This is a genomic window from Neobacillus sp. FW104-15D2, assembly GCF_058790155.1.
Genome location: NZ_JBYTCJ010000008.1, coordinates 89996 through 114704, shown reverse-complemented (window position 1 = coordinate 114704; position 24709 = coordinate 89996). Strand labels below are relative to the sequence as shown.

The window sequence follows — 24709 nt, the reverse complement described above, 5'->3', positions numbered from 1 at the left end:
GGGCCTGGAGATATTCTCCGGGCCATTTTTTATTTATGTAACTCACTATTCTTTCGTCTTCTTCTGATTAGTTCTATAAACAATCGTGTTATCAGCGACTTAATCGTCAGACTAAGAAAAGAATGATATCCCTTCCATCCGTTTTGCCATTTAATTAAATTTGTTTTTTGTACTGCCCATATTTCAAAAAAGTACATCGGAATAGTAAAGAAAAGCAATTTATAAAGTATTAAAAAAGGTCTGTCCTTTAGGGTATTTTGATTAAAATACACAGTAAATAACGGATAAACCAGGAAATCGAATAGTACATTAATCTTCGTTTTCTGTGAAAATAAGCGTATCGGGTATTTAATTATTTTATACCTTGTGAGAATTTCATCTAAAATGCCATTTGTAATAGCATCAAATAAATAAACAAAAATCCAATCCTTAATGGGACGTTTCCATAAGAAACTCGGTAAGAAAAATATTAACTGGAGGAAAAGTACAGCACTTAGAAAGTATTTTTCAAAATATCCTTTCTTCACCAGAAAAGCCCCCTCTTTTCCTTATGTTCCCCTCTTTTCATGCCGTTTTATGTATAATTCCATCTATTTTATGCATGAGAAAAAAAGCCGCCTATATGGCAGCTTCAATCTCGCTTCGTTATTTAATTGGAATCTTCCTGTCCTGCCGATTGTTTTACTCTTTTACTTACATAAGGTTTCGCACTCTTAGCCTTGTTCGCACCCGTCTTCCAGCGATTCCAGCCCTTTTTTCCAGTTCCTCTGCCCGTTCCGCCTTTACCCTTTGCCGCACTCATATAATACCTCCGTTTATCTATATGTTTTTCTTCAGAAAAATTTGATCACCATATGGGACCTAAATGATAAGATAAGAGAAAAATCTCCATTTAGCCCCTCCGTATACGGAATACTTTTTAGATAACACTCCAATTTGGATTATTCTCTATTATATTTCCAGTAATAACATTTCCTGAATCTAATACTCAGCTCTTTTTTCATTAATGTGGATACCGAACGTTAACATAAATTTGATGCTAGCCAAAACTGAAGCAACTAATTATTTTCACTTTATTTTGCATTACTGCAAAAAGCACCTGCCAGCATTCTGGAAGCTGCCATACCCTTATTCCAAATTTAACTTTGCATATTTTCAGAACGAGTCTATGGATTTATTTATAAAAAGCAGTCTGAAATCCTAAGAAGCTTTCCAGCACCCAACACTTTTGAAATGTCTGTTTTTATATCATACATTCTTTCATAAATATTTACACTGATATTTTAATATGTATTTTTTAAAACCAATAATTCATTATGTTTTTAGCCAGATATTCTGGGGCTCTATGTTCACCAAATATATCCTAAATAAAAAATAGAAAAGGATTCCCCATTTTTCTGGAATCCCTTTTTGTGCAATTTAAGTTGTAAAAATTTTAATCGTGATATACCTTTATCCTTTCCCAAATAGAGCTCCAATCTTTACTTTCAACCCGATTTTCATAAAGTTTCATGCCTTCTATAGTTCCTGAAAAAGATGGAGTGGGTCTCACTTTTAAATGAATGACGTCCCTTATTCCCCAAGGAGCCGCTAAAACAAGATTATCTTTTTCATCGAGATTTACACCTAAAGCTGTAGCAGTCTCCGGAAATTTCGATATCCCATCTACAGAGGAGGAATAGGGTTCCCTATTGTTTATTACATGCATCCTCGCCTGGTTCTTTACCGACCAAGGGACATTGGGAGAAATATTTTTCAACTTCCTCTCCCACTCCTTTTCAGTTGATTCCTTCAGGTTTAAAGGATCATAGTAAATCACATCAACATCAGGCAGAGGTGTCCTTCCATCATAACCGTGAAGAACATCCCAAATCTTTGAACGGACAAACCCTGCACATATCCACCAATCCGGTAAATCCAGGTTTTTTACTGTCTTTAAAATATCCATCATCCATTTATCTTCTATGATCACATGTATAATATCTTCTTCTGTTTTTAATTCCATATATAACACCTCACCTCCCTCGTTCTATTTTAACAATAAAAAGAAGCCTGAATCGGCTCCCAGTTTATTTTTTAAAATGATAAGGAAGAGTTGTAACGATGACATTCCTTTTATATAAGAGATAGGCACGAATCAACAAGCTGGATTGATTATGCAAAAAGTTATGCCAAGGTTTTTTCGGAATAAATTGTGGAATCAGCACGCTTACCCAATAATTTGCCTCACTTGCTTTATTTTCCACAGTATCTATAAATTTTCTCAAGGGTGTAATGATACTTCTATAATGAGAATGCAGGGTTACAAGCCTCACTTCTGGATGCCATTTTTTCCACTTTTCCTCAAACACATGTTCATCTTCCCTTTCAAATGCCACATACACAGCGATAACCTGATCTGTTATCGTCTTTGCATAAGCTATAGACTTTCCTACAGCCTCTGTTATGCCAGAAACCGGGATAATTATTACATTGCCTTCAATTTTAGGAACCACCGCGTCTGGTTTTATTCGCAGCTGTTCTCCCACTGAATCATAGTGCTTCTTAACTTTATGAAAAAATATAACAATGAGGGGCAGGAAAATTAAAACGGGCCATACTTGCGAGAATTTAGTAATAAAGAAAATCATCATAACAATGAAGCTTATGACGGCTCCCACCAGGTTTGCTATCAGCTTAGGAATCCAGCCGCTTGGCTTTTCACGTATCCATTTAACAATCATCCCGGTTTGGGAAAGGGTAAACGGAATAAATACCCCTACCGCGTAAAGAGGGATGAGGTGTTCGGTTCTTCCTTTAAAAATGATAATTAAAACAATAGAGGCAAGAGCCAATGTAATAATTCCGTTTGAATACCCTAAACGGTCCCCTCTCATTGTGAAGATTCGAGCGAAATATTTATCTTTTGCCAGGTTAAAGGCGAGTAATGGAAAGGCCGAGAATCCAGTGTTCGCTGCTAGAACCAAGATAAGGGCAGTCGTTCCCTGAATAAAGTAATAGACAAAATTTCTTCCAAAGGTATCTGAAGCAATTTGTGAAACGACCGTTTCATTCCCTTTCGGCGCCACACCGTAATAGTAGGCTAGGTATGTTATACCTGTGAATAAGATGGCAAGCAAGGTTCCCATAAGAATTAAAGTTTTAGCTGCATTATTGGGAGCAGGATCCTTAAAGTTTGGAATCGCATTAGAAATGGCTTCAACCCCGGTAAGAGCTGAACAGCCAGAAGCAAAGGCTCTTAGCAGCAAAAATAAGGAAATACCCATTACTGGGGTACCAATTCGTGCATGAAGCTTAGGTGAGATATCACCTGTCATGATTTTGTACAAGCCAAACCCAATAAGAAGGACGAGCGCAGCCACAAATAAGTAAACGGGGTATGCCAGCACAGTTGCTGACTCGGTAACCCCTCTTAAATTCAAAATGGTAATACAGATTACCAATACAATCGCAATTAACACCCTATGAGCGTGCAATGACGGAAAAGCGGATGTAATGGCATCGGTACCTGCAGAAACACTTACAGCCACTGTTAATATGTAATCTACCAGCAAGGACCCGCCAGAGATCAATCCGGGATTAACGCCGAGGTTTTCTTTTGAAACCACATATGCTCCGCCTCCGTACGGATAGGAAAAAATAATTTGCCTATAGGAAAGAATTAATGCTGTTAGTAATATTAGCACCCCGATTGCAATAGGAATCGAGTACCAAAATGCAACCGTACTAACTGTCACAAGAACCAGCAATATTTGTTCTGTACCATACGCTACCGACGATAAAGCATCAGAGGAGAGGATTGCCAGTGCTTTTAAAATATTAAGCTTTTGTTCCCCTGCTTCATGTGTTTTTAGTGGACGGCCGATTAATAACCGTTTTATGGAAGAAACCACACTTCTCACCTCAATCCAATGTGCACTTTCTGCTTATATTACCCTTTTTAATAAAATAAAACCGTTGCCAAGCTTTCAAAAAAACTACATACTTCGCAGAGTAATAAACATAATGCTATGGAATCCCTTTAGTCGAATTCGAACTTTTCGTTTCCGATGGGCATAGAATAATAAAAAAAGCTGCCCCTTTCGGAGGCAGCCAGAATAGCTTAAACTTCATTACAGAACGCTGATTCTAACAAGGAGTGCTACAAGGACTTGCAGCAAAACTTGTACGTTTACAACCAGGTCATTATCAGTAGTGGTGATTCTTACACCTCTGGAGTTTTCTACAATTGTTTGCTGACGATTAACTTGTGCATTTTTTATGTTACCAAGAAGCTCTTGGGTTATTCTTTGAGCTCTATCTCCGTCTGCAATAGAAATGCTGATAACTAAAGCAATTGCAGCTTGGATCGCTACTTGAACATTAACTGCTGCTTTGTTGTCAGTTGTACTAATTTCAACATCTGCAGAATCCTTAACTACGATTTGCTCGAAGGATTGCTGGATTGTTTCAATTTTCCCCTGAAGTTCCTGATTAACATCTCCCATATCCATTGGATGTGCAGACTGTGGATCTAAAGCAGTCCATTTTTTGTGTCCACAAGAAGATGATGATGATGATGATGATTCTGCCCAAACACTTTCTTTCATTTTTTCATTCCTCCATATAATTTTTTTAAGGTGGCTTTGTGTGCCAGATTACTCTTTATTGCGTTTTGTTAAGTTTTCTACACTAGCTTGCAGATCCCTTAGTAAACTTTGAAGTTCTTGCTTTTCATGTGCACTAAGTTTTGGCTTTTGAGTGCCGGCGCCGTGCTTTGCAAAAATGTTGCTAACTAAAAGATCAAGACTTCTTTGTGTAATAGAATCTGTCTGAAGAAACGGATTTTGTTCTGTCTTTTGTTCTGTATTTTGATCTGCATTTTGATCTGGATTTTGATTTGTATGCTGATTTCTATTTCGTCTAGGAATAAAATTTCTACCTGCCACATAAACCCCTCCTTTGTTGTTGTTCTGTTTTAGAATATGTCCTATCCAACGTTCGTGTATGGTTGCTTGTACTAGTATAAATGCCTTTTTTCATGGAAATACGTCTAATATGGAATAAAATTTATTGGACAAACACTCAAATAAAAGGTGATGCGACTGTAGGAAATATGGAAGCTCTCGGTTATCTTATAAAAATTAAAAAGCTGCCAAATGGCAGCTTAATTTGTTCTTTCCTTTTTAATAATCTTTTCCCTGTCTGCAAATCCAGGTGGCTGCTCCATCCATCCATGCTCAATTAGCTTGTTTACTCCATCCTCGGCGAACGCCATTGCTCTGGCTAAAAAGGATGAGTAAATGCCTCCTAAATCATGGCGGACACTCATTGAGATCGCCGCGCCATAGGCTGCAATCCCAAGCATTGAGATACTGCTAACCAAGGCTAGCATCAATTGATCGGAATAGGGGGCAGTAGTTGATTTTGTTACATTGGAATCCCAAGTCATTGAAGCAGGGACGTTGCTTTCCTGGAAAATGTCGTGTATTTCATTAAGGATTTTACCACTCATCTGGGACCCTCTGTAAAAATAATCTCTTAACTCGGATTCTTCAGCTACTTGAGCAAAGCCGATTAAAGTGGCTTTCCCTACTTCATTATGAACACTCGTTAAGTATAAATGGCTTACTTCGACTCCCAATAAAGGACGCCTTCTTCCAAAGAAGCCGGTAAGGAAATCCTGTTTTTTAATAAAGTCAACCTCTGTAGGATAGCTCATATATGGAGGCCGAATAAAAACCCCTTTTGATTTCATTAATTCTGTTATTTTTTGATTAATCCCAACTGCCTGATGTATAAATGATTCATATAATTTCCGGATGTCTTCTCGAGCAGAAATAGCTAAGGCTGCTGCATGCGAGGTTAATCCAAATTTACTCATATGCAGCATATATTCCATATAAAACATATCCGAAAAAAGCCTTGGAGCCGATAAATTTACATGATCGTCCACTGGAAAGGCCTTTGGTGTAACTATTTTTTCTTTCGTAAATAAGTCATCTATATCTCGGAGATGTGAGGTAGCAATTTGAATAGTTTCTTTTAAATATGGCACTATTTCCTGGTCTTCTACAGTTTGAAGAAAGTGAGTGAGTATACAAATCACCAAGCTATCATTCATATAGGTATTCCACAGATTTGAAATCTCAGCGGACGTTAAACCCATTTTACTGGCTTCATCTTTCATTGCTTATAACTCCCCTTATAGTAATAAAGATAATAATGGCTTTATTACTATGGATCAAATTACCGTGTTTTATGTACTAAAACAGAGTTCAAGGGCTGTGGTACTATTATTATTAGATATTTATACAAGTCAGAAACCCAGTTGAAAACTAGCAAGCTTTTTATAAAGAGTGAAACTATCGTTTTTCGATAAATCCCGAAAAAGGATAGTAACCAGTAATACTAGACGGATAAACACTAGCTTCAAAACAAGAAACTGTATGTCAAGCTTATGCACGCCCTTTTTGAACAAAAAGAAGCAATGGCAAGTTGGGTTCGCCATTGCTTTTAACTATTGTTTATATTCTGCATTATAGGAATTAGCGCCTGAATGAACGGATAGTAATGTATCAGCATATCCCACAAGCCTGTTTACAATTTCATCTGATATGGCATAAACGAGCCTGTTTACACCATTGTCATGGAGACCTGGATCATCAAAAATTATGGTAGTATTTATAAAAATATGCTTTGTATCATAAAGGTTATAGTGTATGATGGTTTTTCCTGCTGCCCCGCCGGTAACAGGATCCTTGTAGCTCGGTAAAAATATATACCATTCTTCTGCCGTTGGGGATCGAAAATTTTTCGTGAAAGTCATTCCAGCTATTTCGTGTTGAATTTTCTCCTCAAGCTGCGAGTCCCTTAAATCAATAACATTGTCCTCCAATTAGACACCTTCTTTGAGTTGGAAAAGTTCTTGATTTCCTTCCCGAAATTCTGCCGTTTTCTCCCCAGAAATCGTTCCAACTTCCCTAAATTATTATTTTTTCAAAAAACCTAAAAAACCGCTCTTATCTTCTCAAAAAACTCTGCACCCATTCACTTGTTTTTCCCAACGGATATCTTCTTTTGTAGGCATATTGCAGCGCTCCGGCATTATTAATAATTCCGCTGCCGTAGTATGGATCAAAGCCATTCTGCCCAGCTCCTTGTGTAGTCCTTGTTATAACATTTACCACTTCATTGTTTTTTAAATTTGGATCAATGGAACGAATTAATCCTGCAAGAGCAGTAACATGCGGGGCAGCCATTGAAGTACCGGAAAGAGATGCATACTGCCCATTAAAATAAGTACTTGCAATTTCAACGCCAGGTGCTGCAACATCAACATAATTTCCATAATTAGAAAACTCTGCTCTTTTCCCATTCCAGTCGACTGCTGACACACCGACTACTCCAGGATAAGCTGCGGGATAACTAGGCTGATTGGTATTATCGTTTCCGGCCGCACATATAATCACAACATCCTTTTTCTCGGCATAATTAATAGCATCCCTCATTACGGCTGAGTTTTTATAATTGCCCAGGCTTAAATTGATCACATCTGCACCATGATCTGCTGCCCAGCGAACTCCTTTTGCTACATCAAACGAACCGCCCGCGCCTTCTGAATTCAGAACTTTTACAGGCATAATTGGGTTATACCAGGTAATCCCTGCAACACCTTTACGGTTGTTGGTGACTGACGCGATGATTCCCGCAACATGAGTACCATGTCCATTATCATCATCAGCTCTGCTATTATTTTCAATAGCGTTATATCCTTTTGTTAAACGGTGTGCCAGATCTGGATGCGTCAAATCCACACCCGTATCAACTACCGCTATTTTTACATCTTTTGATCCCCGTGTTACTTTCCATCCGCCTTCAGTGCCAATAGCAGGTAAATTCCACTGATAATTAAAGTAATATGTATCATTAATATCATTTTTCAAGTAGATAAAATGTGGTTCAACAAAGGATACATTGTTTTGTTTTTTAAAATAATCAACCATTTCTATTGGTGATTGGCTTTTTGATTTAAAAATATAGGTATGATCCAGTTTTTCCTTTACTATTCCATCGATATCCCTTTGAAAATACCCTAATGTAGTATCGGAAGGCATTTTCTCAAATTCAACAATAACTTCATGGTCATAATAATGGCTTTTATCCTGCTTATTATGATTAATCACCTTAATAGTAGGGTCGGTATTTAATCTCATGGTTAAATTTCTATTATCACTAATGGAATCTACTCTCATGATATTGAAACCCTGCTGCAGGTTTTGGACCTGCATCTGTCTCACACCATCCCTATTATTAGTATAAATTGGACTGGGAGTTGGGCTCACTTGCTGCACGGGCCTGATTGAAGCTGCCGCAAAAGCGCCTACTCCTAAAATGAGAAAAAGAATGATCCACGTTCTTATACGCATGTCTGCACCTCTGTTATCTTGTCATATATCAATAGAATGTTCCTTTCTCCATTAATATATGAATGAGAAAAAGCAGGAGAATTATTCTCCTGCTTCCAGTTAATCTGCCCTTTTTCGGTTTCTATTTAATCCCAATAGTCCTAGTAAACCTAAAAGTCCAAACCAGCTCCAGTTGCGTCCTGCCCCATTTCCGTTTGTATTGTCGGCTCCCAATTGGTTCCCTGTATTTAGCGGGAGAATATCAGCATTATTTGTGGTGCTCATATTTCTTGTTTGTCCAACATCAACTCTGTTACCGTAAGAAATGTACACATGTTGAACGGATGGATTCACTTTCCTCACCTGATCAGCGATTCGCTGGTCCAATGCAGAAGAAGCCTCATGATACGCGTTATTCCTCATCACATTGTCGCCTGCATCATTATCCGGACCCCAATCGTTTGTGCCAACTCCAGTATTTGTAATGGTTTGATTAGGTGTATTGCCCCCGCTTAGATTAGACCCTGAAGGATTGTTATTCCTAATGCCCCAAGAACCAGTATACCGGCCATTATCCCTAACATCTTCAGTATTAGCGCCCATGGCATTTGTTCCTGCATTTGTTCCTGCATTTGTTCCTGCATTTGTCCGATCGTTGGCAAGCTTTACAGAAACATATGCATTATTATTACGGAAATTTACTCGTGCCCTGGTAACTTCTTTTAGGCTCTCCACATTCCGAATTGCCGCTTTTTTCATTTGGCCAAGGGTTTTAGCATTGGTTACGTTATTGTCATTTGTACCATTATTACCGGTTATCTTGTTTGTTACTTTTGTTGTATTCATTCTGTTTGTACCAGTTGTTCCGTTTGTATCGGGAACTCCCGCAGTTGTCCCTGTTCCATTAGTAACAGTTGTAAAAGGACTTCTGTCAACAGACGCCATAGCAGACATACTGCTAAAACCTCCCAAAAAAACTAAACAACCGGCTGACAATTTGATGATAAATCCATTTTTCAATCAAACCACTCCTCCTTAAAAAGTTGTACCCGGTTATTTTTTACCCCAGGAGGAAAGTTATTCGCCTTGGATTTTGGCATTTAAAAATAAGGAATATATTGTTGATTTTTTCTATGCTGATTCTAGCGGAAGGACACAAGAGTCCTCGAAAATGCATTTGTAATTCCGAAAATGCTTTTCAAAATTAAAAAACGCCTGCCCAAATGAGCAGACGTTGAAATCTAAATATATATTTTACCAACTGGCTTTTTTAACGCCAGGTATTTGACCCTTATAGGCTAATTCCCTAAAACAAATACGGCAAAGCTTAAATTTTCGATAAACGGAATGCGGTCGACCGCATCGTTCACAGCGTGTATATTCTTGTACCTGATATTTTGGTGTACGCTTTTGCTTTGCAATCATGGACTTTTTCGCCATAATAAGATACCTCCTTTTTTTATAATGGCAGGAGAATTTTCTATTATAGCCCTAAAAATTAAAACTGTCCATGTATTGAACTAGCTGCAGAAGTACCCCGAACATCCTCTCACCAATAGTGATTACAAGAAGTTCTTTATCCAATTTACAACTGTTTGGTCTGAATAATCCATTTCTAAAATCCCTATCCTAAAAAGATAACATCAGGAGGTGAAGCAAAATGGCAGAAAAAAGACCTGTATCCTACCAGCAAACACTTGGCACAAAGACAGAGAAAATTCAAAAAGAAGCAAGGACTCAAGACCAAAACGATCGTCCTAAGGGCAACAGTCTGGATCAAGCGGATGCGAACTTTCCTGAATAATATTAAAAAAAGCAATCATTTGAACATGATTGCTTCCTTTTTTAATTATCCTTTAAAATATCAGAATCGCTGTTGTTGTTTTCTTCGAACGACAGTACCTCATCAACAGGCTGATACTGTTCCCCGTAAAACTCCACATCTTTGTAGGTATGGATGGTTTCGTAAGTTTTTTTCATTGCATCAAAAATCATTTCTTCAGATTCCTGGTGAGGCGCCCAATATAAAATTTCCATTTCATTAATCTGCTTAGTCGCAAGAGACCTTCTTCTATAGCCAATTGATTGGGCATGTTCAAAGCCCTCTCTCTTGTAAAAACGTAAACGTTTTTCGGTGTCAGTATCTTCATAATTAACCGGTTCAACCTCAAGAATAATCGGCTTTTCTTTTTGCTTCATTTTTTCCATAAGCTTATGTCCCAAGCCCTGGCCTCTGGTAGTGCCGGAAACAATAAGATAATCAATAAATAGAAAGGTATCAAATTCCGCATACATTAGGACATGATTTGGTCCTTCATCCTTATGATATATCTCCGGATGCTCCTGCAGCAAAGCCTCCATATGTTCTTGCGACTTCATTTCCTCAATCGGGAAATATTGATTTAACTTTTCATACCAGTGCATATTTCCGCTCCTTTTACATACTGTGTTTAATCATTTTACCTTACCCTTCACATTACCATTAAAACAGGAAGTGGCATTATCTCAAGAAAACTCTTTAAATGTTCGTCCGTATTTTAACACCAAATAAATCGCTTTACCGTCACTGGGATTATCTTTCCCATAGTCGACAGGAAGTATGGCAAAAAATAAATAATAAAAGGAGAAATAAACCATTTGGTAAAAAAATATATCCTTCGGAAGAACTCCTTTATACACGAGATAATTAATAACCAAGATTGTCACTATATTAAAAATTAATCCCCCTGCATAAATGAGTGCATGTTTCCAACGTTTATCATTATCAATAGCTTCATAAACACAAACAGAGTCTAAAAAATAAAGGAAATGAAAATGAATATGTCCAATTGAAAAAAGCCTTTTTCCTCTTCCAATAACTAAATCACCTTTCCCGCCAAATAGAAAAACAAAAAAAGCGTGCCCTGCCGCATGTATAACTGCGACGATAGGAAATGTGATAAAAAAGGTCCAAAAAAATTTATCAAGATCATTCCAGGAAAACATGTTACTCCCCCTTTCGTATAACCATTACCACAGTCTAGGGGAGTAAAACCTGTAAAATATGGCCACAACATTATTCCTCCTTAAAGGATAAGAGGGGCGTAAAAACCTTATTTTTTAGCAACTAATTTATCTGTCTTCAATGATTTAATGAGAGAAAAAACAATTAAAAGCATAACTATTGTGAATGGAAAGGCCGCAATTATAGACGCTCTTTGAAGAGCCTCTAGCCCCCCTATCCATAACAGAATGGCTGCTGTACCAGATTGAATCAGTCCCCAAACAAATTTAATTTTATTAGAGGGATTCAAGTTTCCGTTAGTCGTTTGCATTCCAAGAACGAATGTGGCCGAGTCGGCAGAAGTAATAAAAAAGGTACTTAGAAATATAAGTTTACAGATGTTTAATCCCAAAAATTGCTTCCTTTTCATTCAGTTTATTATACTGATTTATGTAATGATAAAATGAGGAGGAGATTATTTCGAAAAGCCTGCAGGATACTACAACCCTACATAACGGAGTAAAAATGCCCTGGTTCGGACTTGGTGTTTATAAGGTTCAGGAGGGAGAAGAAGCCCTTCAATCTGTTAAAGCTGCAATTAAAGCCGGTTATAAAGCCATTGATACAGCTGCACTTTATGAAAATGAAGAAAGTGTTGGCCAGGCAATTAAAGAATCTGGCGTTGCTCGTGAAGAACTTTTCATAACTACAAAAGTTTGGAACTCGGATCAACGCAATGATTCTGTTTTGGAAGCATTTGAAACAAGCCTTAAAAAACTTGGACTGGAATATGTTGATTTATATTTGGTCCATTGGCCAGTTAAAGAAAAGTATAAGCAAACTTGGAAGGTTCTCGAACAGCTTTATAAAGAAGGCCGTGTGCGCGCAATTGGTGTGAGCAATTTCAATATCAGCCAATTAGAGGACTTACTAGCAGATGCTGAGATTAAACCAATGGTAAATCAGGTAGAGCTTCATCCGCTTCTATCTCAGCCTGAGCTTCGTGAATATTGCAAGAAACAGGAAATCCAAATTGAAGCATGGGCCCCGCTTGGTCAAGGCAGACTTCTTGAACATTCCGTACTTACAGAAATTGCAGCCCGTTATAATAAATCAACCGCTCAGGTCATTTTGCGCTGGGATTTGCAGAATGAAATTGTTACTATTCCTAAATCCGTAAAAGAACATCGCATTATTGAAAATGCAGACATCTTTGACTTTGAACTATCCGCAAGTGATATAGAAAAAATCAATTCACTAAACGAAAATAAACGTTTTGGGGCCGATCCGGAGACTTTTACTTTTTAGGCTTTTTAATCTTGCCTGTTGGTTTCGCTCTTGGCTCGGTAATTTACATCGCACCAATTTTTGCGAAAGGATATTTGAGGATTTTCGAGGAGTCTCGCGCCTTTTGCTTTAATCAAATTAAGGGTAAATCACCAATTAGATTTAACAACGCAAACTTTTAAAAAAGTAACTCCCCAAACCTGGTTTGGGGAGTTTTTCTATAAATACAGTGAATTTAACTTAATCGTATGAGATTCTATTTCTCATAAACCTTCTTGGATAGGTAAGACAAAGCATCAACATAACACTATTAAAAACAGCCATACTATCAGAGGGAGGTGATTGAAATGGATGAAAAGAGAGAAAGCTTTCCTAACGTTAGCCTTAAGGGAAAACGGCCAATCCAAAAAGGTGACGGAGATAGCGGAGAGATGAGATACGGCGGCCATAACGCTGAAAACAAGAAGAAGCAGAAATAATTTTTTTGAAAATAAAATCAGAATTAAACACGGCATTTTGATCCGTGTCTAATTCTGATCTCATCTTTCATTATTTCTTTAAAAAAGTATCCGGCATTACGACTGCTACAACTTCTCCTCTGGCACAAAGTGCTCCCTCTGCGAATACCTCCGCTGAAACCTTCCACTTTTTCGGGTGGATTTCCTGTACGGTACCTAATGCTTTTAAAGGAACACGATCAGGCGTCGGTTTTAAAAACTCTACATTCAAAGATGCGGTAACAAAGCGCGGCGGCTCGGCACCATCACCAGGATCATGCCCATTCTTCCGGTGAAGGGCCAAAGCTGCTGAACCCGTTCCGTGACAGTCTATTAAGGAAGCAATGATTCCCCCATACACAAATCCCGGAAGTGCCATATGCTTTTCTTCAGGCTGAAAAATAGTAACAGTTTTATCCCCATCCCAGCCAGTTCGAAAATGATGGCCATCTTCATTTAATCGGCCACAGCCATAACACCACGCGAAGTCTTCTGGATATTCATCCTGAATAGCCCTAACTACTTTTTCTTCCACTTTTTTTGCTTCCTCCTTTGTTTACTAAATCATTAAATAACAATTCCATCTATCCATTCGAAATTCCTTTATTTTTGGCTTTGTTATACTTGACTCTTCATTTTCGCTTCGGCACTCGCTTTCCACTCCAATCATCCAGAACAAAATCAACAATATGCTTTAATAAGCTAAGCCTTATTTTTAAAAGGACATGTAAAAAGTCCCTGTTCAACAAATGGAAAATATGCCAAATGTTTGACTTTATTATTCTAGTGATATAACAAAAGCCTCAATTTTCAGAATTCATCTATTTTTCAATTCCCTTTATCCCTTTTCTCCGCTAAACTCTTATTTAGAAACACTAAGTATTTTCGTACATACATACCACATTGATAAATAACAGGGAGTGATATTAATGGAAAAAAAGAAGTATGTTATTCCCATGCTGCTTACTGCAGCCATGTTGGTTAGCCCCCTTGCAAAGTCTCCGGCCCATGCCATCCAGCCTGAAGGAACTGGAAACGGGAAAACACCTAAGGTGACAGTAACAGAAAAAAACACAAACCGTCCTGTATTTGCAAAAGCTGTAACTGGAAAACAGAAGGACACTCAAGATGCTGCTCTTTTTGTTGCTCAGAACAAGGACAAACTATCCCTGAAGAATCCCGAAAAAAATCTTAAGGAAAAGAATAAGGACGTTGATCAGCTTGGTATGACACATGTAAAGCTCCAACAGACCAAGAATGGGGTTCCTGTTGAAGGCGCTGAATTGATTGTCCACTATAACAAGCAGGGTGCTGTCCAAACAGTAAACGGTTATTATAACAATGATCTTGCGGAAAAAGACTTTGATACAACACCAGAAGTTTCTTCTGAAAAAGCTATAGAAACAGCGAAAAAATTTGTTTCCGCTCCAGATGTATTAGAATACGACCCTAAAGCTGAGCTAGTTGTTTATCCAATTGCAGAAAGCGACTATCTAACGTATAAAGTAAACGTAAACTTCCTTGGTGAGCAGCCAGGCAACTGGTTTGTTTATATTGATGCAAAAACCGGAGAAGTATTAGACCAATATAATGGAATTATGGATTCAAGTGAGGATTTTCAGCCCTCTAAAGGATCAGGAATTGGAGTTAAGGGAGAAAATCGTGTATTAAATATTTCCCATAATAACACTGCTGGAACAGGTGAAGGTACCAAGTTCTATCTCGTAGATAAATCACATCCAAATACTGGAGGTTTATATACCTACGATTTTAAAAATCAATGGCGTTCAAGCACTGTTAAACTTCCAGGTGTACTCTTCCAGGCAGACAATGCTTCTTTCCATAGTGACTACGAGCGTGCAGGTGTTGATGCCCACTATAACTCTGAAAAAGTATATGATTACTATTTAAATGAACATAATCGTAATTCAATTGATGGAAAAGGAATGCCTATTATCTCATCTGTCCACTATGGACAGGATTATAACAATGCTTTCTGGAACGGCCAGCAGATGACTTATGGCGATGGTGATGGGAAGTTTATGATTACTCTATCCGCCGGTCTTGATGTGGCTGCCCATGAAATGACACATGGTGTCACAACCAATACCTCTAACCTGCAATATCGCTTCCAATCCGGGGCACTAAACGAAGGTTTCTCTGATATCTTTGGAACATTAATTGACGATGACGATTGGGAAATTGGCGAGGATATCATGGCTCCTGAAGCAGTTGATGGCGGCCGTGACGCTCTCAGAAGCCTGAGCAATCCAAAACGCTTCCCTGTTGGTTCTGCTTATACTGCTTACGGTAATGGCGAAGGAATGTACCCTAATACTATGGGAGAATTTTACGATCTTCCGTTAAACCTAGATAATGGCGGTGTGCATATCAACTCTTCCATCATCAACCATGCTGCTTATCTGACAGGTGAAGAAATTGGCAAACATAAATTGGGCCAGATTTATTACCGGGCTCTAACTGTTTACTTTACCCCTACCTCCAACTTCAGTGACGCTCGAAAAGCATTGCTTCAGGCTGCTACTGATATCTATGGCGCAGACAGTGCCGAATATAAGGCAACTGAGTCTGGATTAACCCAGGTTGGAATTACTCAATAATTATGGTTAAAACCCCCTTCTCGTGCTGTTATCTTACCCCCTTTAACAGCACGGAGGGGTTTTTTAAATTTATTTTCCTATTGAGAAGCCCTCAAACAGCCTCCCGCCAAAAGGCTCTAATATCTTATCAGTTAACTCTATAATTTTGCTCTTCTCCCCCTCTTTATAAAACACGTCAAAGGCTTCCACAAATTCTTCCGCTAATTTTTCATCGTAAAGTTTTAAGGACCTAATCACCCATTTTGATCTTCCAACCCATTTGCCATTGGCTCTAAGAACAAATTCCTGAAGCTGGTCGGCGAGTCTGTTGGCAATAAAAATCTCCTCCGCACGGTTGTCTGAACCAATAAAATCATCAAGCACATCTGTTATAAAATAGCGTCTATTAGGGATCTCATCTGTCCATTTCTCGGGACCTTGTTCCATTATGGATTTGGCTTCTTCTTTTATTGATTCCATTTTACCCTTATCTTTCAAAATCAGGCCTTCTGCAATCATTCTTTGCATGGTTGGCACGCCATCCAAATAATCAATTTGAAAAATATATTTATAGGAGGTTAAGCTGTGTACAAATAGCTCAATTGGCCACCCAAATTCGATAAGAGACTCCCTGTAAGACATGCTAAGGCTATCGTCAAATAAAATGATATCAAGGTCCGACGTTTCGGTTGCCTGACCTCTTACAACACTTCCTGCTAAAAATGCCCCCTCGCAATCGGGAAATCGTTTATTAATAAAACACTTAGCTGCTTCCACCGGCTGTAATCTCTCTGTCCCCATTTTCCCACCTCATTTATTAAAAATTATAATGCACTTTTTAAAGACTAATTTAAACTCGATAATTTTGCTAACCCTCCCCTTTCCTAACATGTCTTACTTATAAGCTTCACTGAAGAGTCTCGGTTAGTCTTTTTACCGCTAGAGTGTCGAGCATATTAATTTATTTGTGACTATTATTTCTGCCGGAAAATTTGGCTCTAAAACTAAAGATATGCTAACTAGCCCTTCGATATTAGAAGGTTCTATTTTGGTTAGAAAAAGAATAAATTTTATTCTTCCTCAACCAGTTTCATACTAAAATATCATCCGGTGAAATAGCCTAACAGCATCTTTCTATAAAAAATTAAGTATAAAAACAGACTTTTTTAAGAGATTTTTAATTAATCAATGGTAAAATTTCCTTTCAAACGGCTTAATGATATGATAATTAAAAATCAGTATTCGGAGGATGATTTATGGTAACGGAAGTATTTTCACATATTCACCCAATTATGGTTCATTTCCCTATTGCACTAATTATTATTGCTACCTGTTATGACTTGTTTTTGACCATTAGCAAACGCAGATTTTCTCCAAAACAAGGCTTCTGGCTTTGGGCTTTTGCTTTTATTAGTGCCTGGATTGCCGTTGGCACAGGTCCAGATCATGATGCCAGAGGAAATACGAATATTTTTGAAGACCACGAGAGGTTAGCGGATATCACGACAATCCTTGCTTTTCTGGTTACAGCATTTAGGGCCTTCTTTATTTTAAAAAAGAAAGAGTTTCTAAAAGCCTCCCTTGTTATCTATTGTATTCTATCTTTAGTAACCTCTGCAGCAATCCTTTCTGTAGGCTACTTTGGCGGGAAAATGGTATATGACCAGGGTGTAGGTGTTAAAATGCACGGAAAATATGTAAATCCTCCAAAACCGGGTAAATACGGTCACGACGATTAATAGAACAAGCGGCATGCCTTCTTCAAAAGGCTGCCGCTTTTATACTTTCTGTATTCTTTTTACCTATTATGGTTGAACAAGAAATATATCTCCAAGACCAGCTAAAATAATATGGCAGAGAGATAAACAACAACAGACACAGTAATCATACTGAATAAAGTGGACATTAATACAGCCTGTGCAGCATAGTCCGGATGATTATCGTATTCCAATGCAAAAAGTGCACTATTTCTCGATGTAGGAAATGAGCTTGCAATAAATAAAGCCTGAGCAGTTGTCCCTTTTAGGTTTAAAGCATAAATAATCATGAAAGCGACAATAGGAGATAGAACAAGACGGCCTAGTAAGCTCAGAATCAATGGGAGTGAGAAGCTTTTTATTTTTATATAGGCACTTTGAGCTCCAAGGGTAATCAGTGCAATGGCAAGAAAAGCATTAGAAGTATTATCAATTGGAGTCCACAAAAACTTGGGAATTTTAATATGAAACAAATGCAAAAAAAGTCCTAACAAAAAAGCATAGATTACTGGATTCTTAAAAAATTCCCTTATCGCCGTCGAATTCGTTGGTTTAGCGGAAACAGAGTTAAATAATCCATAAGTGTAAGTTAGCAAGTTCTGAAAAATCATAACTAAAACCTGTATAGATGCCCCTAACGGATTATGCTGAAACACAAGCTGGCTGACTGGCAAACCAAAGTTCCCTGAATTAACCAGCACTATACTATTTTTAAAAGTCGAAGAAAGTCCATTTTCAAATTTTGCTGTCCGTGATATTAAAGAGCTAAGGATCATAAGCGAAAGACCCTGAAGAACCAAAAATCCCAGAATATGAAAAAGGGTTTTTCCCCCAATATTATTTTCGTATATGTTTGAAAAACTCACACAAGGCATCAGGAAAAAAGTGCTTAATTTTGATAATGTGTTCATATCAAAATGAAATTTACGATGCAAAACTGCACCCACTCCTATCAGGATAAACACAGGAAAAATTACATTTACTAAGATAAGAAAAAATACATTCATAAGCATCTCCTAAATTCAGCACAAAATCCAAATGCCTCTAGAGCATTTGGATTTATATAATGGTTAAATTGGTATGATTGTTAAGATAAGCGCAACTAAAATCATTGCAGCTGTAGAACCACAGGCCCACTTTAGAAAAGAACGCTGTAAGTCTCCAAAGTCCTCTCCCACCATTCCTACAAGTAAGTAGGTGGAAGGAACAAGAGGGCTTAATAAATGAACTGGAAGACCCAGAAGTGAAGCCCTTCCAATCATTGCCGGATCAATTCCATAACCGCTTGCAGCTTTGGCAAGTAAAGGAAGTACTCCGTAGTAAAAAGCATCATTGGACATAAAGAACGTAAACGGTGCACTAATAATTGCTGTGATTAATGCAAAATGTGAACCAAGTGCTGCAGGAATATGAGTTATCATCGTATTGGCCATTGCATCAACCATTTTTGTACCTGAAAGAATACCTGTAAAGATTCCGGCTGCAAATACCATTGAAACAACGGATAGTGCATTATCCGCATAATGCATAATTCGTTCTTTTTGTTCACTTAAATTTGGATAATTTATTGTAATAGCAATAGCAAATCCTATCATAAATAATACGGTTGTCGGAAGAACTTCCTCAATAAGAGCGACTAATAATAGAATTGTTAATAAATAGTTTACGGGAATCAACTTTGGCCGCTTGAGATAAGCATCCTCTGTGGCAGCCGCCATCTCAACCACTGCTCCATTATCTAATTCAGCTACTCCTATCCTTTTACGTTCTTTCCTTCCAAGTACGTAAGACATAAATAATACAAACAATATTCCGCCTGCCATGCTAGGAATTACCGGTGTAAAAATATCTCCCATTTCCAAATGCAGTGCTGTCATTGCTCTTGCCGTCGGACCACCCCATGGAAGAAGATTCATAACACCTGAGGCAGAAACAGCTATACCTGCAAGTACCAAAGGTTTCATTCCGATCAATAAAAAAAGGATGCATATGCATCCTCCTCCTAAATAGGGTAATATTTTCTTTCCGGCCGACCCACAATTCCATATACTACCTCTGTTTTTGCCGCCTGAACAGAAGCTAGATATTCTAAATACCTTCTCGCCGTAATGCGTGAGGCACCAATTTCCTTTCCTACCTCTTCTGCTGAAAGTCCACTGTTTTTAACAAGAAGAACGTTCTTTACTTTCCCTAAAGTAATTTCATCAATTCCTTTTGGCAGTCCTGCATTCCCTGCCTTGTCTATTTTATTTTTTCCGAAGAGAAGGTCTACATATCCCTGGTTAACCTCTTGCTTGGAGGTGAGAAGAGAGTGTTTTCTTATATACTCGCCAATAACTTGTTCAAATCTATCTCTATTCACTGGCTTTATTAAATAATAATCCACACCATATCCAAGTGCCTTTTCAAGAAAAGCTTTATCCGTAGCGGCAGTGACCATGATAATACTAACCTTGGGAAACTGCTCACGGATAATAGGAAGAAGTTCTGTCCCTAAATTATCCGGCATGTATACATCTAGTATTAATAGATCCGGGTTAGATTCTTTTAGTATTTTTAGAGTTTCTTCACCGTTTAATGATTTCCCTATTACGTCTATTTCTTCAAACTTCTCCAGGAATTTTTCATGGATGTCGGCAATACGAAAATCATCCTCTGCGATGGCTGCTTTTATTTTCCCCATTCTCCTCACTCCTTTCATATTCCTTAGGAAGATACACTGTAAAAATGGTACCGTATTCCGGCTGGCTTTGAACTTCAATCATGCCATTCATTTCTGTTACAGCTTCTTCAGCATTAGAAAGGCCAAAGCCCCTTGGTTCATTTCCGGTCTTAGAGGTAAATCCCCTTTCAAACAGATTTGGAAGGTGTTCCTCGCTTATTCCCTTTCCGTTATCTGCAATTTCAAAAATGATATCACTCCCAATATCTGTAACGAAAAATTTCACCTCAGGTGAATTCCGCCCATACACTGCTTCAAATGCATTATCAATTAGGTTTCCAAGTATCACTATTAAGCTAGAAAGCTTAAAATGAGTTGACATTTCTTCTAAATAACTATCAGGATTGATTTCAAACTTAATTTTCTTTTCTGATGCCTTTCCCAGTTTACCCAATAGAATTGCCTGTACCTTTGTATCCTTTATCTGATTGAAAACGATAGAATTTTGAAACCGCAATACTTGTGTTTCAGACTCAATCATCTCTACCGCCTGCTGATATTCCCCTAGCTGGAGCAGTCCTGATAATACATATAATTTATTAGTGAATTCATGTGTTTGAGCACGCAAGTCCTCGGAATAATCTCTTACCTCGGAAATCGTATTTAACATTTGATCTATTTCTGTTTTATCACGGAAAGAGGCCACTACCCCGCTGATTCCCTCTTCATCATAAAGCGGTGTACAATTTACAATTACGGTATTATCCTTCCAGATCATTTGTTTATCAACCTGGGGAGTTCCGGTTCTCAACACTTCATATAAATAGTCGGAGGGGAACAGACCATCTACCTTTAGATGGCGTACTGTACCTTTAATATGTAAAAGTAGTTTCGCTGGCTGGTTCATCATTGTAATGAAACCTTCCTTATTAATGGCAAGAATTCCTTCCTTCACTCCATGGAGAACAGCATTCTTTTCCTTATAAAGCGCGGCTATTTCATATGGCTCCAGTCCCAACGTATCTTTACGGATATTCCTGGCAAGTAAGGTACTTCCCAAAAGCGATATTAACAAGGCAAAGAGGGAAACGAAGATTACTTTAATGACATTTTTGGTAATTTGCTCGTTTACATCTTCAAGAAGAAAACCAACAGAAACAATACCAATTATTTTCCCCTGTTTATCAAATACAGGTGATTTGCCTCTTATTGAAGGTCCAAGCGAACCCTTTGCTTTTGAAACATAGTACTTACCATCACGAAGAGCTTTTTCATTATCCCCGCCCTTCATTTTTTTGCCAATCATAGATTCCAAAGGGTGCGAATACCTTGTCCCATCCTTGTTTCCAATAACGACAAATTCAGCCCCTGTTTCCTTCCTGATCTTATCAGCTATTGGCTGAATGGTTTCTGAGGGGGCACTTGTCTGTAACGCATCAATGATTCCGGGAATAAAAGATACTGTTTTTGAAATTTCAAGGGCAAGTCTTTCCTTATTTTCTTCTATTTGCTTGCTTTCCATAAAACTAAAAAACACCGTTAGCAGGAGGATAAGTAATAGACCCAGTAAAAGAACCAGCCCAAAAATTCTGGTTTGCAACGAAATCTTTTTTGCTATCAGACTGAATCCCTCCCTGTACTTTCTTCTAAAATCCATTATACCTTTTCGTAAAAATTTATGAGAATACTATTCTTCTAATGGGCAATTTAAATAACTTTGCTCCGTTATTATTACAATGTAAAGGAGCATTAAACACAGAGATAAGCCGTCGAATTTTCTTCTGTCCGAATGGGGGTCCATTCGGACTCCTTTCTTATTAACTAGTGATTATCTGTCCGAATTAAGCGTCTATTCGGACTGCTTTCTTATTGACTAGTGCTTGCCTGTCCAAATCATGGTTCATTTTACCAAGCTAGGCTCCTTGATAAATGCAAACGAACAAAATTGTTTGGTTAAACAGCTGAAAAAACACGTAAGCCAATAGCTTCGTGTTTTTAAACGCTTATTCATTAACATCTTTTCTAAAAGAGTCATATTCCGTTTTTATATATTGAAAGATTGCTGCATGACCGCCATGATCAGGATGTGATGCTTTTAGTAAGTTTTTATATCCTGCTAAAACTTCTTTATCTGATGCTGTTTTAGAAAGACCTAGCTTCTGACGATAATTCATTGTTTTCGGAGCTGGAGGTACAGAATATTTCTTTTCAGTCTCTCGTTTTCTTCCACCAGAGCCTTTTAATTTTAAAAGTTCATTTCGTAATTGTATATTTTCCTTTAGCAGATTTCTTGATTCCTGCTCTAAATTATTGTTCTCTTTCTGAAGGCTGGCAATTTCTTTATTTAATTTTTCTCTTTGCTGGGTTAAGGTATTGACGGAGTTCCTATGCAGTTTTTCAATACCATCAATATGCTCCTCCTGGGCTTTAATTTTAGCCTTAAGCAGAAGGATGATCTTCTCTTGATCTGTTGGACTATTAGTCTTTAAGTCTTTCGTATTTGATTTATTTGGTATGTATTCGGTTTTACTGTTTCCTGTTCCAACCTTTTGAATCCTGCCTTCGCTCAGCCAGCGTCGGACAATTTGGGTACTAGAAGACTCATCAAATCCAGCGGCTTTTAATAAATTGAAAGCCTGGTCTGTATTGTCAAGTATGTATCCTGCCTTCCGAATACCGTTAGCTTCATATGTTATCTTTCTTTCACGAAGCAAACGCCTTACTGTTTTAATACCAGTTTCTTCTTTAACTCCAGCATCCCTTAACAAATCAAAAGCTTCATCTGTGTTCATTTTTTAGTCCTCCTTTCCCTCTTAACCATCTAAGCAGGCGATGGGACATATAATCACTACTTCTTTATTATAATAAACGAGACTGCCTATTAAGTGAATGGATATTAAAGACTAAGATGGTATTTTCAAACTAGTCGCCAGCCATTAAATTATTAAAGGAGAGGATGCTGAACACAAATTACAAACACACCAAAACGCGTTTAAGCATTAAAGTAATGGGCTAAAAAAATACTACTTAATATCAAAATCCACAATGATAATATCTTCAAGACCAATCTCTTTTAAATAAGTGAAGACCGCCTGATGTGAAGGATGTGGACCATAGTTTTCCAATGAAGATCTATCTTCAAAGCGTACCCTTACTCCCATCTCAAACCCTTGGCTCCTCGATGAAAAATTAAAGCCCTGCTGAATATCGACAATACCCGGAATTTCTTCTTTTAATTGTAATGTCCTTATTTAATTTTTGACGGTCAAAGCCAGCTATTTGCTTATATTTATTTGATATATCTTCGAGTTCTTTAAGAGAAATAACATCTTCTAAATGCTCAAATCCATTTGGGGCTCTTTCTTCTACGATTTGCATAACAACCTCAGGGCCATTTTTTCTGTTTGCCATGACGATATTTGAGGTAGGTGCAAGTCTTGCAGCCTCGTAAGCCTTCAATGCCAGTTCCGGATCAGACTGTTCCATAATTGCCTCACCTAATGCATCAGCATCAAGAATAGCCTGTGAAGCCCCATTCGATCCAATTGGATACATAGGATGCGCAGCATCTCCAAGCAATGTAACCCGGCCAAACGTCCATTGAGGAAGGGGATCGCGGTCAACCATGGGGAATTCATATACAGCATTCGTTTCTTCAATAAGTTTAGGAACATTAAGCCAGCCAAAATCCCATGCATCAAAATAAGGAGCAAATTTTTCTTTTTCGATTTTACGATTCCAATCAGCCCGTGAAGGCATTTCATTTGGAACAGTGAGTTCCGCAATCCAATTGACCAGAGAGCGTCCTGTTTGTGCTGTGTCTGGACATACTGGGTAAGCTACAAATTTTTGATCCTGATATCCTGCCATTATCATTGATTTAGCCGTAAGAAAAGGATCTGATTCCGTAATTCCGCGCCATAAAATCCGTCCGCTGAATTTTGGAAGTCCCTCATCTGGATAATAAAACTTCCTGACAGCTGAATGTATTCCATCTGCGGCAATCAAGATGTCTGCACTATAAGTTCCAAGGGTTTCCCCCGTTTTACGGTTTTCAAATTGAGCCATGACTGAATTTCCAAATGTTTGAAAGGATTTTAAATGATGCCCTGTAAAAACTATATGTTCTCCTAATTGTTCTTTAACAGCCTTCAGCAAAAGCATTTGAAGGCGTCCCCGGTGAATGGAATATTGCGGCCAATGATAACCTGCACCTATTCCTCTAGGTTCCTGCCAAATTTTCTGGCCGAATTTATTTACATACATGAGTTCTGCTGTTGGGAGGCCCGTTTTTTCCAGCTCCTCAGCCAATCCTAATTCTGTCAAAACTTTAACTGCATGAGGTAGTAAATTGATACCAACACCAAGTGCTTTTATTGTCTCTACACTTTCAAATAAACGCACTGACACGCCAATGCGGTGAAGTTTAATAGCAGTCACCAGCCCACCAATTCCACCACCAACTATAATTGCCGTTTTCACTTTTGACACAATAATCACTCCATAAGATGTGGATTTTAAATATAGGTTTATTTT

At 38.0% G+C, this 24709-nt stretch carries 26 protein-coding genes and 2 pseudogenes; 5 read left to right on the top strand and 23 right to left on the bottom strand.

Annotated elements, in window-relative coordinates; genetic code table 11:
• Nucleotides 1-29: 29 nt before the first annotated feature.
• The 11 genes from AC3WR0_RS08740 to AC3WR0_RS08690 all read right to left on the bottom strand — a co-directional run bounded on the left by AC3WR0_RS08740 (nucleotide 30) and on the right by AC3WR0_RS08690 (nucleotide 9827).
• A complete protein-coding gene (locus tag AC3WR0_RS08740; RefSeq protein ID WP_492551940.1) occupies nucleotides 30-527 on the bottom strand; it encodes a CBO0543 family protein in 498 nt (165 codons plus the stop codon).
• Nucleotides 528-649: 122 nt separating this feature from the next.
• Nucleotides 650-802 (bottom strand): DUF3934 family protein, encoded by a 153-nt coding sequence (locus AC3WR0_RS08735; protein WP_081679936.1) that lies wholly within the window; start codon nucleotides 800-802, stop codon nucleotides 650-652.
• A gap of 633 nt (nucleotides 803-1435) precedes the next feature.
• Entirely contained in the window at nucleotides 1436-2005 is a 570-nt protein-coding gene (locus AC3WR0_RS08730; RefSeq protein WP_492551939.1) for a nucleotidyltransferase family protein, read from the bottom strand.
• A 64-nt stretch (nucleotides 2006-2069) separates the two neighbouring features.
• The gene (locus tag AC3WR0_RS08725; protein WP_492551938.1) at nucleotides 2070-3893 is read right to left on the bottom strand and encodes an APC family permease; all 1824 of its coding nucleotides are present in this window, start codon (nucleotides 3891-3893) and stop codon (nucleotides 2070-2072) included.
• A 219-nt stretch (nucleotides 3894-4112) separates the two neighbouring features.
• A complete protein-coding gene (locus tag AC3WR0_RS08720; RefSeq protein WP_492551937.1) occupies nucleotides 4113-4589 on the bottom strand; it encodes a spore coat protein in 477 nt (158 codons plus the stop codon).
• 48 nt (nucleotides 4590-4637) lie between these two features.
• Entirely contained in the window at nucleotides 4638-4928 is a 291-nt protein-coding gene (locus AC3WR0_RS08715; RefSeq protein ID WP_492551936.1) for a hypothetical protein, read from the bottom strand.
• Nucleotides 4929-5146: 218 nt separating this feature from the next.
• The gene (locus AC3WR0_RS08710; RefSeq protein ID WP_492551935.1) at nucleotides 5147-6169 is read right to left on the bottom strand and encodes a DUF3231 family protein; all 1023 of its coding nucleotides are present in this window, start codon (nucleotides 6167-6169) and stop codon (nucleotides 5147-5149) included.
• 330 nt (nucleotides 6170-6499) lie between these two features.
• Nucleotides 6500-6808: a hypothetical protein gene (locus AC3WR0_RS08705; RefSeq protein WP_492551990.1), complete on the bottom strand. Its 309-nt coding sequence runs from the start codon at nucleotides 6806-6808 to the stop codon at nucleotides 6500-6502.
• A 193-nt stretch (nucleotides 6809-7001) separates the two neighbouring features.
• A complete protein-coding gene (locus AC3WR0_RS08700) occupies nucleotides 7002-8408 on the bottom strand; it encodes a S8 family peptidase (protein WP_492551934.1) in 1407 nt (468 codons plus the stop codon).
• 99 nt (nucleotides 8409-8507) lie between these two features.
• Complete coding sequence (locus tag AC3WR0_RS08695; protein WP_492551933.1) at nucleotides 8508-9341, bottom strand: hypothetical protein; 834 nt, start codon at nucleotides 9339-9341, stop codon at nucleotides 8508-8510.
• A gap of 300 nt (nucleotides 9342-9641) precedes the next feature.
• The gene (locus AC3WR0_RS08690; RefSeq protein ID WP_027319881.1) at nucleotides 9642-9827 is read right to left on the bottom strand and encodes a type Z 30S ribosomal protein S14; all 186 of its coding nucleotides are present in this window, start codon (nucleotides 9825-9827) and stop codon (nucleotides 9642-9644) included.
• A gap of 220 nt (nucleotides 9828-10047) precedes the next feature.
• On the opposite strand from AC3WR0_RS08690, the gene AC3WR0_RS08685 reads away from it, so the two are divergent.
• Entirely contained in the window at nucleotides 10048-10191 is a 144-nt protein-coding gene (locus AC3WR0_RS08685) for a hypothetical protein (protein ID WP_492551932.1), read from the top strand.
• Between the two features lie 41 nt (nucleotides 10192-10232).
• Here AC3WR0_RS08685 and AC3WR0_RS08680 read toward each other — a convergent pair whose 3' ends face one another.
• The 3 genes and pseudogenes from AC3WR0_RS08680 to AC3WR0_RS08670 form a co-directional block, all read right to left on the bottom strand.
• Nucleotides 10233-10811 carry a GNAT family N-acetyltransferase gene (locus AC3WR0_RS08680; protein ID WP_492551931.1) on the bottom strand — a complete coding sequence of 193 codons (579 nt, stop codon included), beginning with the start codon at nucleotides 10809-10811 and terminating at the stop codon, nucleotides 10233-10235.
• 81 nt (nucleotides 10812-10892) lie between these two features.
• The gene (locus AC3WR0_RS08675) at nucleotides 10893-11372 is read right to left on the bottom strand and encodes a hypothetical protein (protein WP_492551930.1); all 480 of its coding nucleotides are present in this window, start codon (nucleotides 11370-11372) and stop codon (nucleotides 10893-10895) included.
• 107 nt (nucleotides 11373-11479) lie between these two features.
• Nucleotides 11480-11761 (bottom strand): annotated as a pseudogene (locus tag AC3WR0_RS08670) (BCCT family transporter); the annotation flags it as partial.
• A gap of 134 nt (nucleotides 11762-11895) precedes the next feature.
• On the opposite strand from AC3WR0_RS08670, the gene AC3WR0_RS08665 reads away from it, so the two are divergent.
• Both AC3WR0_RS08665 and AC3WR0_RS08660 read left to right on the top strand, forming a co-directional pair.
• The gene (locus AC3WR0_RS08665) at nucleotides 11896-12678 is read left to right on the top strand and encodes an aldo/keto reductase (RefSeq protein ID WP_492551929.1); all 783 of its coding nucleotides are present in this window, start codon (nucleotides 11896-11898) and stop codon (nucleotides 12676-12678) included.
• Nucleotides 12679-13004: 326 nt separating this feature from the next.
• Nucleotides 13005-13136: a hypothetical protein gene (locus AC3WR0_RS08660; protein ID WP_492551928.1), complete on the top strand. Its 132-nt coding sequence runs from the start codon at nucleotides 13005-13007 to the stop codon at nucleotides 13134-13136.
• A 70-nt stretch (nucleotides 13137-13206) separates the two neighbouring features.
• Here AC3WR0_RS08660 and AC3WR0_RS08655 read toward each other — a convergent pair whose 3' ends face one another.
• On the bottom strand, nucleotides 13207-13689 hold the full coding sequence (locus AC3WR0_RS08655; RefSeq protein WP_492551927.1) for a PaaI family thioesterase: 483 nt from the start codon (nucleotides 13687-13689) through the stop codon (nucleotides 13207-13209).
• 394 nt (nucleotides 13690-14083) lie between these two features.
• On the opposite strand from AC3WR0_RS08655, the gene AC3WR0_RS08650 reads away from it, so the two are divergent.
• A complete protein-coding gene (locus AC3WR0_RS08650; RefSeq protein WP_492551926.1) occupies nucleotides 14084-15775 on the top strand; it encodes a M4 family metallopeptidase in 1692 nt (563 codons plus the stop codon).
• Between the two features lie 69 nt (nucleotides 15776-15844).
• Here the strand turns inward: AC3WR0_RS08650 and AC3WR0_RS08645 are convergent, their stop codons facing one another.
• Nucleotides 15845-16555 (bottom strand): nucleotidyltransferase domain-containing protein, encoded by a 711-nt coding sequence (locus tag AC3WR0_RS08645; protein WP_492551925.1) that lies wholly within the window; start codon nucleotides 16553-16555, stop codon nucleotides 15845-15847.
• 455 nt (nucleotides 16556-17010) lie between these two features.
• On the opposite strand from AC3WR0_RS08645, the gene AC3WR0_RS08640 reads away from it, so the two are divergent.
• Complete coding sequence (locus AC3WR0_RS08640; protein ID WP_492551924.1) at nucleotides 17011-17493, top strand: DUF2231 domain-containing protein; 483 nt, start codon at nucleotides 17011-17013, stop codon at nucleotides 17491-17493.
• Nucleotides 17494-17594: 101 nt separating this feature from the next.
• On the opposite strand, the gene AC3WR0_RS08635 is transcribed toward AC3WR0_RS08640, so the two are convergent.
• The 7 genes and pseudogenes from AC3WR0_RS08635 to AC3WR0_RS08605 all read right to left on the bottom strand — a co-directional run bounded on the left by AC3WR0_RS08635 (nucleotide 17595) and on the right by AC3WR0_RS08605 (nucleotide 24664).
• Nucleotides 17595-18518, bottom strand: a complete 924-nt coding sequence (locus AC3WR0_RS08635) for an AEC family transporter (RefSeq protein ID WP_492551923.1) — start codon at nucleotides 18516-18518, stop codon at nucleotides 17595-17597.
• Nucleotides 18519-18581: 63 nt separating this feature from the next.
• Nucleotides 18582-19493: pseudogene (locus AC3WR0_RS08630) on the bottom strand (citrate:proton symporter); the annotation flags it as partial.
• Nucleotides 19494-19513: 20 nt separating this feature from the next.
• Nucleotides 19514-20194, bottom strand: coding sequence for a response regulator (locus tag AC3WR0_RS08625; RefSeq protein ID WP_492551922.1), 681 nt, complete (start codon nucleotides 20192-20194; stop codon nucleotides 19514-19516).
• Complete coding sequence (locus AC3WR0_RS08620) at nucleotides 20160-21695, bottom strand: ATP-binding protein (RefSeq protein ID WP_492551921.1); 1536 nt, start codon at nucleotides 21693-21695, stop codon at nucleotides 20160-20162. Before AC3WR0_RS08620 ends, AC3WR0_RS08625 begins: the two co-directional genes overlap by 35 nt.
• A 481-nt stretch (nucleotides 21696-22176) precedes the next feature.
• On the bottom strand, nucleotides 22177-22965 hold the full coding sequence (locus AC3WR0_RS08615) for a hypothetical protein (RefSeq protein WP_492551920.1): 789 nt from the start codon (nucleotides 22963-22965) through the stop codon (nucleotides 22177-22179).
• Nucleotides 22966-23196: 231 nt separating this feature from the next.
• The gene (locus AC3WR0_RS08610; RefSeq protein ID WP_492551989.1) at nucleotides 23197-23379 is read right to left on the bottom strand and encodes a Dabb family protein; all 183 of its coding nucleotides are present in this window, start codon (nucleotides 23377-23379) and stop codon (nucleotides 23197-23199) included.
• The gene (locus AC3WR0_RS08605; RefSeq protein ID WP_492551919.1) at nucleotides 23363-24664 is read right to left on the bottom strand and encodes a flavin-dependent oxidoreductase; all 1302 of its coding nucleotides are present in this window, start codon (nucleotides 24662-24664) and stop codon (nucleotides 23363-23365) included. Before AC3WR0_RS08605 ends, AC3WR0_RS08610 begins: the two co-directional genes overlap by 17 nt.
• Nucleotides 24665-24709: the final 45 nt, after the last annotated feature.